The sequence below is a fragment of the Haliea atlantica genome (assembly GCF_054779855.1).
In genome coordinates this window covers 403,938-419,372 of the sequence record NZ_BAAGXL010000019.1, presented here as the reverse complement: position 1 = coordinate 419,372, position 15,435 = coordinate 403,938, and the positions used below count along the sequence as shown (strand labels likewise).

18 protein-coding genes are annotated in these 15,435 nt (G+C 62.6%); 3 read left to right on the top strand and 15 right to left on the bottom strand.

Features of this window, described 5'->3' with window-relative positions:
• Window positions 1-142: 142 nt before the first annotated feature.
• From pomA to ACYVGS_RS13740, 3 genes are read left to right on the top strand one after another with little or no spacing between them, the layout of a single operon-like run.
• Window positions 143-910: a MotA/TolQ/ExbB proton channel family protein gene (gene pomA / locus ACYVGS_RS13750; protein WP_460589242.1), complete on the top strand. Its 768-nt coding sequence runs from the start codon at window positions 143-145 to the stop codon at window positions 908-910.
• Entirely contained in the window at window positions 907-1,836 is a 930-nt protein-coding gene (locus ACYVGS_RS13745) for a flagellar motor protein MotB (RefSeq protein WP_460589241.1), read from the top strand. The genes pomA and ACYVGS_RS13745 overlap by 4 nt, the downstream gene beginning before the upstream one ends.
• Window positions 1,837-1,853: 17 nt before the next feature.
• Window positions 1,854-2,363 (top strand): PilZ domain-containing protein, encoded by a 510-nt coding sequence (locus ACYVGS_RS13740; protein WP_460589240.1) that lies wholly within the window; start codon window positions 1,854-1,856, stop codon window positions 2,361-2,363.
• On the opposite strand, the gene ACYVGS_RS13735 is transcribed toward ACYVGS_RS13740, so the two are convergent.
• The 15 genes from ACYVGS_RS13735 to ACYVGS_RS13665 form a co-directional block, all read right to left on the bottom strand.
• Entirely contained in the window at window positions 2,360-3,166 is an 807-nt protein-coding gene (locus ACYVGS_RS13735) for an OmpA family protein (protein WP_460589239.1), read from the bottom strand. The two genes, ACYVGS_RS13740 and ACYVGS_RS13735, sit on opposite strands and share 4 nt — an antisense overlap.
• Window positions 3,166-3,927: a MotA/TolQ/ExbB proton channel family protein gene (locus ACYVGS_RS13730; protein WP_460589238.1), complete on the bottom strand. Its 762-nt coding sequence runs from the start codon at window positions 3,925-3,927 to the stop codon at window positions 3,166-3,168. Before ACYVGS_RS13730 ends, ACYVGS_RS13735 begins: the two co-directional genes overlap by 1 nt.
• A gap of 21 nt (window positions 3,928-3,948) precedes the next feature.
• On the bottom strand, window positions 3,949-4,656 hold the full coding sequence (gene fliA / locus ACYVGS_RS13725) for an RNA polymerase sigma factor FliA (protein WP_460589237.1): 708 nt from the start codon (window positions 4,654-4,656) through the stop codon (window positions 3,949-3,951).
• A 10-nt stretch (window positions 4,657-4,666) separates the two neighbouring features.
• The gene (locus ACYVGS_RS13720; protein ID WP_460589236.1) at window positions 4,667-5,494 is read right to left on the bottom strand and encodes a MinD/ParA family protein; all 828 of its coding nucleotides are present in this window, start codon (window positions 5,492-5,494) and stop codon (window positions 4,667-4,669) included.
• 29 nt (window positions 5,495-5,523) lie between these two features.
• The gene (locus tag ACYVGS_RS13715; RefSeq protein WP_460589235.1) at window positions 5,524-6,669 is read right to left on the bottom strand and encodes a flagellar biosynthesis protein FlhF; all 1,146 of its coding nucleotides are present in this window, start codon (window positions 6,667-6,669) and stop codon (window positions 5,524-5,526) included.
• A gap of 26 nt (window positions 6,670-6,695) precedes the next feature.
• Window positions 6,696-8,813, bottom strand: a complete 2,118-nt coding sequence (flhA, locus tag ACYVGS_RS13710; protein WP_460589234.1) for a flagellar biosynthesis protein FlhA — start codon at window positions 8,811-8,813, stop codon at window positions 6,696-6,698.
• Window positions 8,803-9,951, bottom strand: a complete 1,149-nt coding sequence (flhB, locus tag ACYVGS_RS13705; protein WP_460589233.1) for a flagellar type III secretion system protein FlhB — start codon at window positions 9,949-9,951, stop codon at window positions 8,803-8,805. The genes flhA and flhB overlap by 11 nt, the downstream gene beginning before the upstream one ends.
• The gene (gene fliR, locus ACYVGS_RS13700; protein WP_460589232.1) at window positions 9,951-10,715 is read right to left on the bottom strand and encodes a flagellar biosynthetic protein FliR; all 765 of its coding nucleotides are present in this window, start codon (window positions 10,713-10,715) and stop codon (window positions 9,951-9,953) included. The genes flhB and fliR overlap by 1 nt, the downstream gene beginning before the upstream one ends.
• Window positions 10,712-10,981: a flagellar biosynthetic protein FliQ gene (fliQ, locus tag ACYVGS_RS13695; protein ID WP_460589231.1), complete on the bottom strand. Its 270-nt coding sequence runs from the start codon at window positions 10,979-10,981 to the stop codon at window positions 10,712-10,714. Before fliQ ends, fliR begins: the two co-directional genes overlap by 4 nt.
• Before the next feature lie 10 nt (window positions 10,982-10,991).
• Window positions 10,992-11,738: a flagellar type III secretion system pore protein FliP gene (gene fliP / locus ACYVGS_RS13690; RefSeq protein ID WP_460589230.1), complete on the bottom strand. Its 747-nt coding sequence runs from the start codon at window positions 11,736-11,738 to the stop codon at window positions 10,992-10,994.
• Window positions 11,735-12,157 carry a flagellar biosynthetic protein FliO gene (fliO, locus tag ACYVGS_RS13685; protein ID WP_460589228.1) on the bottom strand — a complete coding sequence of 141 codons (423 nt, stop codon included), beginning with the start codon at window positions 12,155-12,157 and terminating at the stop codon, window positions 11,735-11,737. Before fliO ends, fliP begins: the two co-directional genes overlap by 4 nt.
• Complete coding sequence (gene fliN, locus ACYVGS_RS13680) at window positions 12,154-12,525, bottom strand: flagellar motor switch protein FliN (RefSeq protein WP_460589227.1); 372 nt, start codon at window positions 12,523-12,525, stop codon at window positions 12,154-12,156. The genes fliO and fliN overlap by 4 nt, the downstream gene beginning before the upstream one ends.
• Window positions 12,526-12,538: 13 nt before the next feature.
• Window positions 12,539-13,516, bottom strand: a complete 978-nt coding sequence (locus ACYVGS_RS13675) for a flagellar motor switch protein FliM (protein ID WP_460589225.1) — start codon at window positions 13,514-13,516, stop codon at window positions 12,539-12,541.
• 14 nt (window positions 13,517-13,530) lie between these two features.
• Window positions 13,531-14,055, bottom strand: a complete 525-nt coding sequence (locus ACYVGS_RS13670) for a flagellar basal body-associated FliL family protein (RefSeq protein ID WP_460589223.1) — start codon at window positions 14,053-14,055, stop codon at window positions 13,531-13,533.
• A gap of 152 nt (window positions 14,056-14,207) precedes the next feature.
• A complete protein-coding gene (locus ACYVGS_RS13665) occupies window positions 14,208-15,254 on the bottom strand; it encodes a flagellar hook-length control protein FliK (protein ID WP_460589221.1) in 1,047 nt (348 codons plus the stop codon).
• Window positions 15,255-15,435: the final 181 nt, after the last annotated feature.

Here is a 15,435-nt window from a genome sequence, read left to right as displayed (position 1 = left end):
TTGCCCGAAACATAGCATGCGGCATCCTGCATGTCTCGCCCCCCGGTTCATGTCCGCTGTGGTGACAGCCCACTAGGTCAGGGAAGCGAGCTCCAGTATACTCGGAGCGCAGGGGCCGGGCAGCGAAAAGGACTTCGAAAAAATGGATCTAGCGACTTTACTCGGGCTGTTGGGCGCCATCGGCGTCGTTCTGGCAGCCATCATCACTGGCGGCTCCCCAATCATCTTTGTCAACGTCCCCTCCATTCTCATTGTCCTCGGGGGCACTGTGTTGGTGGTGATGATCAAATTCACCCTGGGCCAATTCTTCGGCGCCTTCAAGGTGGCGGCCCGGGCTTTCATATTCAAGCTGCAGGACCCGGAACAACTGATCGAGCAGATCGTCGAGCTGGCCACCGTGGCCCGCAAGGACGGCATGCTGGCGCTAGAAAACGTGGAGATCCAAAACGAGTTTCTGGCCCAGGGTGTGCGCATGCTGATCGATGGCAACAACCGGGAAGTGGTCAGCTCGGTTCTGCACAAGGAACTGCAGCAGACCATCGACCGGCACAAGTGGGGCAACAAGGTCTTCACCGCCACCGGGGACGTGGCCCCGGCCATGGGCATGATCGGCACGTTGATAGGCCTGGTTCAGATGCTGTCGTCCATGGATGACCCCAAAGCCATCGGGCCGGCCATGGCCATTGCCCTGCTGACGACGCTCTACGGCGCCATCCTGGCAAACATGGTGGCCATACCGATTGCCGACAAGCTCGAGTTGCGCAAGAGCCAGGAAGGGCAACTCAAAGCCCTCTGTATTGATGGCATCCTGGCTATCCAGGAAGGACAGAACCCCCGTGTCATCGAGTCGATGCTCCAGGCCTACATCGACCCGCGCAAACGCAACCGCGAGGCCGAACCCGCGGTATGATCGACTTCGAGGACGAAGAGGAGGTCAAGCCCGGGGCTCCTCCCTGGATGGCGACCTTTGCCGACCTGATGTCATTGTTGATGACCTTCTTCGTACTGCTGCTCTCCTTTTCCGAGATGGACGTGGAAAAATACAAGCAGATCGCCGGCTCCATGAAAATGGCTTTTGGGGTACAGGACGAAATCAAGCTGGAAGACATCCCCAAGGGCACCAGCATAATCGCCCAGGAGTTCAGCCCCGGAAAGCCGCAGCCCACCAATCTCGATACGGTTCGCCAGGTCACCACCGACCCCACCCGCCCCTCGCTCGAGGTGGGCACACCGGGAGGGCAGGGCGCGACCCAGAAGTCCACTCGCGAAGCCCTGAAAGCCGAGCTTCGAGAGCTTCTGGCACGGACACAGGAAGATGCCAGGATGCTCGAGCAAATCCTGCAGAATGAAGTCAGCAACGGAAAAGTGGATATCGAGATAGAAGGCCGCTCGATCACCGTACGCATCCGCGAAAATGGCTCTTTCCCCTCCGGCTCCAGCGTGCTGGACCCCGCGTTCCTGCCCACACTGGCAAAACTCCGGGAAGCGCTCCGGGACATACCCGGCAAAATTTCCGTGGAGGGCCATACCGATAACGTACCCATCTCGGGAGGCCAGTTTTCCTCCAACTGGGATCTGTCCGCCTCGCGCGCACTGTCGGTGATGCATGAGCTGATCCAGGAAGGCGGTCTGGATGAAGAGCGCCTCATGGTAGTCGGTTATGCCGATACACGGCCCTTTACCAGCAACGAATCTCCGGAAGGCCGGGCCCTCAATCGCCGCGTCGAGCTGGTCATACGCCAAGGTGAGGACCGTGCTGCATCGGAGTCCCTGGAGGGACTGCTTGAGGACAATCCGGAAGCCCTGGATATTCTCGGCCTGCAAGATGACAGCTAACCCCTACGGTGACACCTATGCAGAATAATCGACGTGAGTTCTTCCGAATCAACGACGAAGCGCTCGTGGTCTACCACAAGCGCCGCGGCCATGCAGAGCCGCGCGATGCCACCCTGGAGCAGCTGGATACGGCCCTGAACACGGCTATCAATTTGGCCTGGCGTGACAACCCGACGGCCGCCCAGGCACTAGGTCTGCTCAACCAGAAACTCAACTACCTGCGACAGGGCTCCCTCTCGCTGCCCCCGGGCCTGGAACCGATCCCTGTCAACCTCAGCGGTTCCGGCATTGCCTTCACCACTTCCGAGCGCCTGGCACACGGCACCCCGCTGGAACTGGTGATTGGCTTGCTACCCGCGCACAGTCTGGTGACCGTCCACGGCCAGGTCGTGGCGGACAGCCGCCCAGTTCCGGAGTGTCCGGGCCGCTGGTATACCCAGGTGGCCTTTGAAGATGATGAAGCGCAGCGGGAAATCCTCATCCGCCACGTAGTACAGAAGCAGCAGAAACGCCCTCATTCCAACTAGCGCTGGATTCCAGCAGGCGCCAGCAATACCTCGGCCAAGGCGGGTGTCACACTACCTTGCCGGGGCTCGGCCAGCACACTCACCACCACCCGCCGATTGCGGGCGCGACCCGTTTCGGTGCTGTTATCCGCTTTCGGGCGTTGCTCGCCAAAAGCCTCCAGCGACAATCGAGGCGGCGCCACACCGTAGGAAGCCAGCGTCCGCACCACGGACGCAGCCCGGGCAGCAGACAACTCCCAGTTGGAACTGAACTGGCGATTGCGTATGGGTATATTGTCAGTGTGTCCGGCCACCTTTATGCGGTTTGGCAGTGGACCCAATGCGGCGCCCAGTTCCTGCATCAAGGGCATGGCCGCCGCCAGCATTGCCGAGCTGCCTCGAGGAAACAGGAGAGTGGCATCCAGGTCGATATCCAGGCGACCGTCCACGAACTCGACCCGCAGTCGGTCCAGGGAGATACGCTGCAGGTTGCGCACTTGCATGACCCGCTTCGAAAGCTGCTCCAGGGATCGCCCCGCGTGCTCATGCGGTGCGCGAAATGGCACCTGGACCCGCGAAGGTTCTGGCGCCCCCCCGCGATTCCCTTCGAGCACGGACGTCGGTACGGGCCCGGCTGGCTGTGAGCGGGAAAAGGCACTACTGATGGAGTTCGAGAGTACCCGGTAATCGCCGTCACTAGCCTGGGCGATGGCATACATCACCACAAAGAAAGCAAACATTAGCGTGAGCAGGTCCGCATAGGATACCAGCCAGCGATCGCGACTGGCCTGTGGCAGATCGAGCTGACGCGAGGAGTACCGCACTAGTGCAGGTAACCTTCCAGCTTGCTGCGAATGGCGCGAGGGTTGTCGCCCAGGGCTATCATGGCGATGCCTGCGACCAGCAAATCTTCATAGCGCGCGCGTTCGTGGGCGATCGCTCGCAACTTGTTGGCAACGGGAAGAAACAGCAAATTGGCAAATCCCACGCCATAAATGGTAGCCACGAAGGCCACGGCAATCCCCTGCCCCAGTGCTGCGGGGTCGGCCAGGTTCCGCATCACCTGGATCAATCCGAGCACAGCGCCCAGAATGCCGATTGTCGGGGCGTAACCGCCCATCGCCTCGTAGACCTGTGCATAACGCATCTCGGAAGAGAGACGGCTCTCCACGTGCACCGCAAGTGTGCTGCGGATATCGTCGGCGGAGAAACCATCAATCACCAGGCGCAGGCCTTTGGCCTCGAAGTCGCTTGCGCCCGATTCCAGCTCGGACTCGAGGGCAAGCAGGCCGTCGCGGCGCGCCCGCCGGGACCAGCTCAACAGCCGCTCTACAGCTGCCTCCCGGCTATCCCCGGGCGGCAGAAACACATAGCCTAGGCGCGCTATGGCCATCCGGAAGTCCGCCAACGGCGTTTGCAGCAGCACGGCCCCGACCGTGCCGCCGACAACGATCACAAAGGCCGTCAGCTGCAACAGGGCAGCGGCACTTCCACCTTCCAAAAGGTTGCCGGCAAAGACTGCGCCGATCGACATCGCCAGCCCAAGCAAAGCCAGAATGTCGAGAGAACGCAGCTTTCTACCCACAGCAGACATCCTTTGTCCCCATTATGCCAGCCAGCCACGCAGGGCACTGCGCAACCTGGCCAGGGCCTGGCCATGCAACTGCGAAACGCGGGATTCCGATACGCCCAGCACCGCGCCGACCTCTTTCAGATTGAGCCCCTCATCGTAATACAGCGCCATCATTAACTGCTCCCTGTCCGGCAGCTCCGCCACGCAGATTGCCAACTGCTCCCGGAAACGCTGGCTGTCGGCGAGGCCGGCGGGATCCTCCCCCTTCGGCAACAGCTCCAGATCCTCCTCCCCGAGTGGCAGCATGCGTGCGCAAGCCAGTTCCCCCGCGAGGGCCTGATAGTCTGCCAGCGACATACCGAGAGTCTCTGCAATATCTCGCTCGCCGGGCTGGCCACCGGTGCGGGCCCCCGCCAGATCGACGGCTTCGGCGACACGCCGCAGTTCGCGCTGGATGCGCCGAGGAAGCCAGTCGCCGCGCCGCAATTCATCCAGCATCGCACCCTTGATCCGGATGCCGGCGTAAGTACGAAAACTCGCGCCGGCCTCGGCGCGGTACTGCTCACAGGCATGCAGGAGGCCCATCATGCCCGCCTGCATCAGATCATCCAGCTCGATACTCGCGGGCAACCTGGCCGAGAGGTGCAAGGCTATCTGCTTCACCAGCGGCAAGTACTCACGCAGCCGCCGGTCGAGTTGCGCCGGATCGGGCTGCTGATAGAGGGTATCGGATAGCGTCACCGGGGGCTCCTCAAACAGGTGACACTGGTGAAGCAACGATGCGCTCCAGGAAGAACTTGATGCCCCCCGTCTCCATCGTCGGCTGTGGCCGCCGCGACAGACTCTCTGCCAACTGGGTAAAGGCCAGCGACGCGGGCGCCCGCGGATAGGCAAGGGACACCGGGACACGCCGCTGTACCGCCTTGCGCAAATAAGGGTCCAGGGGAATTGCCCCCAGGTAGTGAAGACGCGCGTCGAGAAAACGGTCGGTGACACTGCAGAGCTTGGCAAACAGTCGCCGGCCCGCCGCATCCCCTTCAACCATGTTGGCGATCACCTGAAACTTTTCCACCGCCCGGGTCTGGTTCAGCACCTTGATCAGCGAGTAGGCATCGGCAATCGACGCGGGTTCATCGCAGACCACCACGACAACCTCCTCCGAGGCGGCACAGAACATCAGTACCGAGGGATCCAGGCCTGCTCCCGTATCCACTACCAGTACGTCAGAGCTGTCTTCCAGCTGACTGAACTCGCGCACCAACCCCGCCAGCTCCAGCTCCCCCAACCGGGCCATGCGTGCCAGGCCCGAACTGGCGGGTATCACGCGAATACCCGCGGGGCCCTCGACCACGACTTCATGCAGGTTACGTTCACCCGACAGCACGTGGCTGATATTCCAGGACGATTGCAGCCCCAGTATCAGGTCGACGTTGGCCAGGCCGAGGTCGGCATCAAACAGAAGGACCGAGCGGCCCAGTCGGGATAGTGCAACCGAGAGATTGACCGCGATATTGGTCTTGCCGACACCGCCCTTGCCACCGGTTACTGCAATGACCTGAGTGGGAGCATGTTGATTCATGACAGGTGTTGTCCGCAGAATTCGCCCAATCAGGCGTAGGCCAATGAAGGTACCGCAGGCGACCGCATCCCCGGCTCCACCTGGCGCAGCCGCTGGGCCTCGGCCAGGGCAACCAGTTCGGAGGGAGCCGCTGCTTCCAGCTCACCGGAAGCGTCCCCGCTGCGACTGAAGCCGAGCAACTGGATGCCGGCACGCACCATGGCATCCAGGACACCACCCAGGACGACGGCTTCATCCACCTTGGTGACAACCGCACCCAGCAGGGGTTTGCCCTTGAGCAACTGCAGCATTTCGCGGATCTGCGCCGGCTGCGCTGCCGCCGACAGTACACAGCACAGAGCGATACCGTGGTCGATCCCGATCAGTAACTCAAGCTGTTCCTGCCAGCGCGGGTCGCGCTGGCCGTAGCCAGCGGTGTCGATATAGACACGGCGGCAGTGGGAAAGCTGGCGCAGGGCCAAGCGCATTTCAGCGACAGACCCCGCCTCGCGGTACTCGAGCCCGGCCTGCTGTGCAATTTCCGGCAATGGCCCTGCCTGAACCGGACGGTGGCAGTCGAAGGCGATCAGACCGACGCGCCCACCGGCGCTGCGCTGCTGGTCGCGCAGCGCCAGCCTGGCCGTCGTCACCGTTTTTCCAACCCCGGTGCTACCCACGCAGGCGAGCAGTTTCTGCGCGGGCAGTACCGCCGGGGCCGCGGGTCGACGAACGCGCCTCGCCAACAATGACAGCAGGTGTTGCCATCTCGTCTCCAGGGTACCGTCTGCTTCGCCCACATCCAGCAGGGCACCCCCCAGAACTCGGGAGATGCCAAGCTGAAGCAAGCGCTGCTGCAGGACCACCTCCACCGTAGGGCCAAGCGCCACATCCCGCCAGCTGCGCTGTTGCAACTCGCGCTCTACCATCCCCCTGAGACGGACCAGCTCGGACTCCAGCCTGGCCAGCTCCTCGGGTGGTGTCTGTGCAGGTTGACGCGGCGGCGTCGCCGCTGCTTCCGCAGAGCCAGTCTGGTCCGCTGGAGCCGGCTCCATGACAGCGCTGAGATCCGTCGCGACCAGCAACTCCACCTGTTCACCAACGCGGCGATTGGAGAGAATCACCGCATCGGGACCCAGACTCTCGCGCACCAAGGCCAGTGCCGCCCGGCTGCTCTCTGCAGTAAACCGCTTGATCACCGCAATCTCCCTCTAAGCTCCAATAACTATCCGCGGGCCTGTCCGTTGCTTCCGCCAATGGTTGCCAGGACCTTGATTGACTTGTTCTGGGGTATCTCTTCGTAGGCCAGAACGTAAAGGCCGCTAACCCTGCCTCGCAACAGCCGCGCCAGGAACAGACGTATGGCTGAACTCACCAGCAATACAGGCTGCGCACCCTCGGCTTCCAGACGCTGACAGCCGGCGGCTAGCTGCTCCAGTACCGTATTGAACAGCGAGGGCTCCAGGCCACCACCCGCGCCCTGAAGAGCGTTCTGCAATATCTGTTCCAGCTGACTGTCCAAAGCGATGACCCGCAGCTCGGATGCGGTCCCGGCGACGATCTGATAAATCGAGGCGCCCAGCGCGACACGCACCTGGGCCAGTAAAGCGTCAGAATCTTGACTGCCCGACTCGGTCGCCGCCAGCGTTTCCGCTATCGTCCGCATATCCCGCACCGGTACGCCCTCCTCCAGCAGCGACTGCAGGACCCGGGTCAAGGCTCCCAGGGACATGCTCCCCGGAACCAGGTTCTCCACCAGTTTCGGGGAACTCTTCGCCAACTTGTCGAGCAACAGCTGCACGTCATCCTGGCCCAACAGTTTGTTCGCCTGGTTCTTCAGAATCTGGCTCAGATGCGTGGCAATAATGGTGCTGTTGTCGACCACGGTAAAACCGCGCGACTGCGCCTCGCCGCGCTGCGACGGGTCGATCCACACCGCATCGAGCCCAAAGGTCGGGTCGCGGGTGCGTATCCCCTCCAGTTCCGCATTGGCCTGGCCGGGGTTGATCGCCAGCTCGCGGCCCTGCATGCACTCACCTTCGCCGACCACGACGTCGTGCAAGGTGATGCGATAGGCATTGGGAGAAAGGTCCAGATTGTCGCGAATATGTACCGTTTGGACCAGAAAGCCCAGCTCCTGTGACAGCTTCTTACGCACGCCCTTGATGCGCGGGAGCAGATCACCGCCCTGGTTGCGGTCGACCAGGGAAATCAGGCGATACCCCACCTCGAGCCCGATTTCATCGACTTCGCCAACATCGTCCCAGCTCAGCTCCGCCGGTTCACTGGTGGTTGTCGGCGGCGGCACCTGCACGGCTTCGCCCGAATCAACCGCCTGTTGCCGCTGCCAACGCAGATATCCGAGCGCGATCAGCGCGCCGCCGATCGGCAGGAAAACCAGCACCGGGATCCCTGGAATCAGCCCGATAAGCCCCACAATACCGCCTGCCACCAAGGGGATCCTCGGGTTGTCCGTCAACTGGGCGGTCACCGCACCGCCCATATCCTGGCTGCTGGACACCCGGGTGACGATGATGGCCGCCGCCGTGGACAGGAGCATCGAGGGTATCTGCGCCACCAGGCCGTCGCCGATAGTCAACAGGGTATAGTTCTGTGCGGCATCGGCAACGCTGAGACCGTGCTGCAGCGTGCCGATGGTAATACCGCCCAGTATGTTGATGACAAGAATCAGGATACCGGCCACGGCGTCACCGCGGACAAACTTGCTGGCACCGTCCATGGCACCGTAGAAGTCCGACTCCTGGGCAACTTCCTCGCGCCGGCGCAGTGCCTCTTTCTGATCGATCAGCCCCGCGTTGAGATCAGAATCAATCGCCATCTGTTTTCCGGGCATGGCGTCCAGAGTGAAGCGCGCCGTGACCTCTGATACACGACCCGCACCCTTGGTCACCACCACGAAATTAATGATGACGAGGATCAGGAAGAGCACCAGACCCACGGCATAACTGCCACCAACCACGAACTCCCCGAAGGCCTGGATCACCTGACCTGCCGCACCCGTACCGGTATGTCCATCGAGAAGCACGACTCGTGTTGAAGCCACGTTGAGACCCAGACGCAGCAGCGTGGCAATCAAAAGAACGGTCGGAAAGGCGGCAAATTCGAGGGGCCGAACGGCGTATACCGCCGCCAGCAGGACGACCACCGCCAGCGCAATGTTGAAGGTAAACAGCACGTCCAGCGCCAGTGGAGCCAGAGGCAGGACGATCATGACCAGCATCATCAACACTACCAGCGGGGTGCCGGCACCGTTGATCAAAGCACTCAGCAAAGTGCTCCGTAGTGGCCGGGCATCCAGTGCTGCAGTGTCGTCAATCGGCATCGCCAGGCTCCTCGTCTCGACGGTATTCCGCTGGAATGCTCAGGTCATCCGGGCGGGGCACATAGTCTGTCGGTGCCGCCGTACGCAGCTGGTACACGTAAGCGAGGACCCGCGCCACAGCCAGATACAAACCCTGGGGAATTTCCTCGCCAATGTCGCTCGCGGCATACAGGGCACGCGCGAGTGGCGGCGCGGAAAATAGCGGGATGTCGTGGCTCTGAGCCAGCGCCCGGATATGCTGGGCAACCAGGTCGCGCCCCTTGGCCACGACCCGGGGTGCCCCGGGCCCCTCCTGGCTGTAGCGCAGCGCCACCGCATAGTGGGTCGGATTGGTGATGACGACGTCCGCATGCGGCACGTCCTGCATCATCCGACGCTGCGCCGCCTCTCTTTGCAGGGTCCTGATCCGTTGCTTGACCTCGGGCCGGCCATCGGTTTCCTTCAGCTCGTCGCGGATCTCCTGCCGTGTCATGCGCAGCTGCCGGCGGTGATTCCAGCGTTCAAAGGGCACATCGATGGCGGCCACCAACAGCATCGCGCCACTGAGGGCCAGGAAACCCCAAAGCATGAGCGAAGCGGCGCGTCGCATTGCTTCGTCGATGGCGAATTGCGACAACACCAGCATATCGGTGTGGAACATATAGAAGAGCAGGAGTGTCACGCCGCTCAACAGCAGGAACTTGGCGAGCGCCTTGAGCAGCTCCATCAGCCCCTTGATGGAAAATACCCGCGCCAGCCCTTTCACCGGATTGACCTTGCCGAGGTCAAAAGCTGCCGCCTGGGTACTGAACGACCAGCCGCCCATCAGCAGTGGACCGAGAAAGGCTGTGACAATGGCAATCAGCAGCAACGGACCCAGGGCTAGCAGGGCCTGCAGCACCGCCGCGGCCAGATGCTCGGTCATGACAGCACCTTCGCCGAGACGTGCCGGCTCAACCCGCAAACCCGCCTGCAGCAAGTGTTGCAGGTCGAGCAGCCACACGGGGCCCAGGGCGAGCAAGGCAATCGCACTGAGGAGGAGGGAAAGCAGCGTATTCAATTCCCGCGAGCGCGGAACCTGGCCCTTTTCCCGGGCCTGGTCAAGCCGCCTTTGGGTAGGCTCCTCTGTGCGTTCCTGACCCGGCTGCTCCTCTGCCATCAGAACAGCCCCACCGACTGCTTGATCGCCAGCGACAAGGCACCGCCAAAACGATCCAGGAAGGCGGGAAGCGCCAGCATCATGAATACCAGGCCGACCGCGATGGTCACTGGAAAGCCAACCGCAAAAATGTTCAGTTGAGGCGCCGCGCGAGTAATGACGCCAAAGGCGATGTTGGTCATCAACACTGCGGTGAGCGCAGGCAGAGCAAGTGCAACCGCGGTGGCAAAAACCTGCGCAGCCAACTGGAACACATCCAGAAACAGCCCCGCCTCCAGGCCTACGGGCTGCAGCGGCAGCAGCTGAAAGCTATCCGCCAGCGCACCCAGCAAAAGCAGATGGCCATCTACCGCCAGGAACAGGAGAGTAGCGAGAATAACATTCAGCTGACTGACGACAGGCACCTGAATGCCATTCTGCGGATCCACCGAGAGAGCAAACCCGAGCCCCATGGACATTGCCAGTGTCTCACCCGCGACAATTACCGCAGCAAAGGCGAGCTGCACAACAAACCCCATCATCACCCCGATGATGATCTCACGCGCGACCAGCAACAGCCCGCTGGCACTCAGCGTGTCCACCGCCACCTCCCCGGCGACCAGCGGCGCCAGGAGCGCAGCCACAGCCAGCCCGAGAATGACGCGCACCCGCACAGGAATATTGGTGGCACTGAATACCGGCGCCACAAGAAACAGCGCCGACACCCGTAAAAATGGCCACAGGTAATACGGCAGGCTATCGAGCAGCTCGGAGGCGGCGATCATCCCAGCAAACCCGGAATCGCCGTATACAGGCGCTGGGTAAAGCCCACGATCACCTGCAGCATCCAACTGCCTGCAACAAACAGGGTGATGATTACCGCCAGCAGTTTCGGGATAAAGCTGAGGGTCATTTCCTGAATCTGCGTGGCGGCCTGGAAGATCCCCACCACCAGCCCCACAGCCAGTGCAGTACCCAGCAACGGGCCGGCCAGCAAAACCGACACCCAGAGTGCCTGCATACCCACATCGAGGACTTCTTCCGGTGTCATCTTTCCCCCGCTAGACCGTGAAACTGGAGACCAGTGTCGTGGCCACCAACGACCAGCCGTCTACCAGCACGAACAACATCAGCTTGAAGGGCAGTGAAATCAGCATGGGGGACAGCATCATCATCCCCATCGACATCAGGACCGAGGCCACCACCAGGTCGATGACCAGGAAGGGCACAAATAGCAGAAAGCCGATCTGGAATGCGGTTTTCAACTCACTGGTCAGGAAAGATGGCAGCAACACGACGAGGGGGACTTCGTCGCGTGAAGCGAAGGGCTCGTAACCGCCAAGCTGAGCAAACAACAGCAGGTCGTTTTCGCGGGTCTGGCCAAACATGAACTCCCGCAGCGGCCCCTGCGCGACGGAGAGCGCCTCCTCGAAGGTGATTTCCTCGTTCAGAAGGGGTACCAGAGCCTGCTGGTGGGCCTGTTCCAGCACCGGGGCCATAATGAACAGGCTGAGAAACAAGGCCAGGCCCAGGATGATCTGATTGGAAGGGGTCTGAGCGGTGCCAAGCGCCTGGCGCAGGATGGCCAGCACGATCAGGATTCGGGTAAAGGAGGTCATCGTGATCAACGCCGCGGGAAGCAGCGTGAGCAGGGTCATCACAATGAGAATCTGTATACCCAGAGAGTAGGTACTACCGCCGCCAGGCAGTGGCTGCACCTCGAGCAGGGGAATCGACGCCTGCGCCAGCGCCAGCTCGGGCCAGAGCATCAGCGTCATCACGGCGGCCAGCAGGACGCGCACGCTCATTCGCCACCTCCACCCAGCAGTTTGCGCATTTCATCGCGAAAATCACCGCGGCTGGCAGTCTCAACATTGGGCTCCCCGTCCAGACGATGAAGTAGCCTGACCCCACCGGGGCTGACACCCAGCAGCAGGAGCTCTTCGCCCACCTGCACCAGCACCGCCTTCTCCCGCCCCCCAAGACTGATCGAAGCGCGCACGCGCAACAGGCCCACGCGCCCCACACCGCCACCGCTGAACCGTCGCAGCAGCGCCATGACCGCAACCAGCAACAGGATGACCAGCAGCAGGGAACCGATGACTCGCAGGGTATAACTGGCATCCATCAGCGGCACGAAACCGCCGACCGCCTTGTCTGCGGCATGGCCAGTACTGCTGAGTAGAATCAGCAGGGGTGCCAGGAGAGTGGGCGACCGAGCTCTCATTGCAATTTCTTGAGGCGCTCCGAGGGACTGACCACGTCCACCAGCCGCAGACCGAACTTGCCCTGGCTTTCCACCACCTCACCGCGGGCGATCAACATGCCATTAACCATCAGGTCCAGGGGAGCACTGATGTCGCGATCCAGCTCCACCACCGAGCCCTGGCTCAGGGACAAGAGTTTGCTGATGGGCACACGGGTACGGCCGATCTCCACCGATAAGGTAATGGGCACATCCAGTAGCAGGGACAGGTCCACTTCACCGCCGGTTCTGGGGCCATCGCCCACGGACGCAGTCGCAGCGGCCTCCTGCTCCCCATCCGCGGCCCTCGTTTCACCGTTGACGCCGTTGCCGGATGTCACATCGTTCATGCTTGTTCCCCGTTCAGGCCCCGCCTCTGGTGCGGCTGCCAAATGATTGAATCCGAACTGCCTTGCGATTGTTATTGCTGCCGTAAGATCCCTCCCCGACGGCCAGGTCCTCCAGGTAGACCGCCACGTTGTCGGGCATCTCGAACGGCAGAGTCATGCCCTGCTGCAGCCGGAGTATTTCGCCCAGCGTCATATCGAAGCGAATCAGCTCAGCCGTCAAACCGAGCGGAACAGCGGGCAGGTGCTCCTCCAGCGCCGCGCGCCAGGCACCGCCCGCAGCGGGCTCCTGCCGTGCGGGCGCCTTGGCCAGGCGCTGCTTGAAGGGCTCGATGGCCGGAAAGGGGATCAGCAAACGCAGGACTCCGGACCAGTCGCCGCTGTCAGTGAGGTTGATCTCCAAGTTCACCGCCTGATTGTCGGCGGGTTCCGCAGCAAGCTTGTCGATATTGGGCAGTACAAGGAGATCGGCGGGTTCGAGTTCCAGGCGCTCGCTCCAGGACTCGCGCAGTGACTCCAGTATGCGCTGACCGAAGAGCACTGCCATGCGCTGCTCCCCCGGTGACAGATTCTTGCGCCGGCGAGCCACTGTAGGCACATCCGCGGAGCCGCCGAAGAACTGGTTGACCAGCACCGAGAGCAGGCTCGCCGGACAGGCCAGGTAACTGGTTCCACGCAGAGGCCCCAGCCGGAAGCTCATCAGTGCGACATCGTCTTCCAGCGACATCACCAGGTCGCCATAACTGATCATCCGCGGCGCCACTGCAGTGGCACTGAAGCGCAGTCCAAAGGCTTCGGCCAGGGAGACTCCCAGTTGCTCGGCATGCCGCTGGTGCATCGCTGGCAGGAGCGACATCTGGCGCAAAACTCCCGCCTCGCGGGCGGCAAAATCAAAAACTCCGTAGTCACCGTGGTGACCCGGCGGCTCTTCAAACTGCTCGGCTACCGCGGACAGAGCGGCAAGTTCGCTGTCGGAGAGAACGCTCTCAGTCACAGTCCGTTCCCGCCCTACTGCAGCACAAAAGAGGTGAAATACACCTCGTCGATAGCACCAGACCCGCGCTCTGCGAGCTCCTGGTTGAGCGCCTGTCTGACCGCCTGCCGCAGCGCTTCCTTGCCCTCCACCGTGCGCAGCGCGGCAAAGTCCTGATCACTCAGCAGCATGATCAGGCGGTTGCGCAGTGCCGGCATGTTGTGTGCTGCCGCCTCGAGCACGCTTTCATCGTGAGCCATGAGCTGCATCTCGGTCTGCACATAGCGCATGGACCCCTGGTAGTCGAAATTGACCAGCAGCTGCTGCATGGCAAGATAGTGTGACTCCGGCGGTTCCTGCGCTTCGGCAACGGGAGCCTTGGCATCGGGCGCGTTCTGCGCGCTGTCCGCTTCATTCGCGACAAGGAACCACCAGGCCACGCCAGCGCCGCCGAGAACAACCAGGGCCAGCACAACCCACAAGAGCTTGCGTCCTTTGGGCGACGCTGCTCCGGCATTTTCGCCGCCACGCAGATTCAGGTCCTTGTCGTTTCCAGCCATATCGTCGATTCCCCATGGGTCAAGGCGCATTCAGACAGCAAAGCCGCCCGGCACAGAGGCTTTAGCAAGCCTCATGCCAGATCAAAAAAGGCTTTATTTTCAGCGAGATGAGCGCGGTGCGATGCGGTTTCGTCAGGATTTTGACGGACAGCTCAAGCGTAGTAATCGAGCAGCCGCGTTGCTGCCACCCGGGTTTCACCCATCGGCTCGGCCGCTTGCTCTGTGCTGCTCTCGAAGGGGATATTCGTGGCCAGCGCCGGCGCCGTGTCGGGGTCGCGACCACTCGATTGCCCCTGGTGGCCAACCTCCGCCTGTACCAGCTGCAGCCCATCCTGGGCCAGCAGGTCGCGCAAGCGAGGGAGAGAGGCTTCAATGGCATCTTTCGCCAACGGATTATCAGCAGTAAACACCACGCGCGCCTGGTCGCCCTCGGCATTGATGGTGACCTGCAGGCGACCCAGTTCAGCGGGATGCAACTGCAGTGTGGCTTCGTGCAGGCCACCACTGGCACGCGCGGCGGTTCGTACCTGCAGGACAATTTCCCCGGGGAACTCCTCGCTGCCGGGTTCCAGCCCCGCGTGAGGGTATCCCGCCGCAGCAGCTTTCGCGGTACTCGTGGTGAGCGGTGTCGCCTCCGCGAGGAGCGGCGCGGGCTGCGCCCCCGGCTCGGCTGCTGTGCCCTGCAGAGCTGCCAGACGAGACAGGTTATCCAGTGCCGAGAGCTCGGATGGCAGATCGGCACGTGGCAAGGCATGGCTAGCACGCACCGGGATATCCAGCTGCTCCGGCAGACGAGTGCCCTCGGACTCCAGCCCAGGGGGCTCGCCAGTAACGGCCGGCGACCGCGCCGCCGCAGTGGCTGCGCCCAGCTTGTTCCGTATCAGGGCCTGCTCCCCTGTCACGAGGCCCGCGGGCGGTAGTGCCGGTGAGGCGATGGGCAGTGCCTCCATGGGCGCCGGCAACCCGTCCCCCGCAAGCCCGCCCACGCGCGCGGACGACTGCTGAAGACGCCCGCGCGAGGCCTCACTCAGCACCTTGGCATCCGACTGGCCGGCCATAGGCTGCGGCGCCGCCAGCAGAGCCGCGCTCATCTCCAGCAGACTGTCCAGGTCACCGACTGCAGGTGTCTCGACCTCCGCGGTATCTGGAGCTACCGGGCCGGTGTGCGGGCTTTCCGGGACCTGCGTCACCGCCGGCATGTGCCCCGCGGTAGCAGGCGGCAATATTTGCCCCGTCGCAGGCAAGGCCTTGCCGGGAGGCGCGCTGGTGACGTCTCCTGCGGCTGGCGGGCCAGCGGGCAATACCGGCGAGTGGGCACGAGAGAGAAGCTCGGCAAAGGGCAGCTGCCCCGAAGCAGCTCCGGGGGTTTCGCGCGACAAG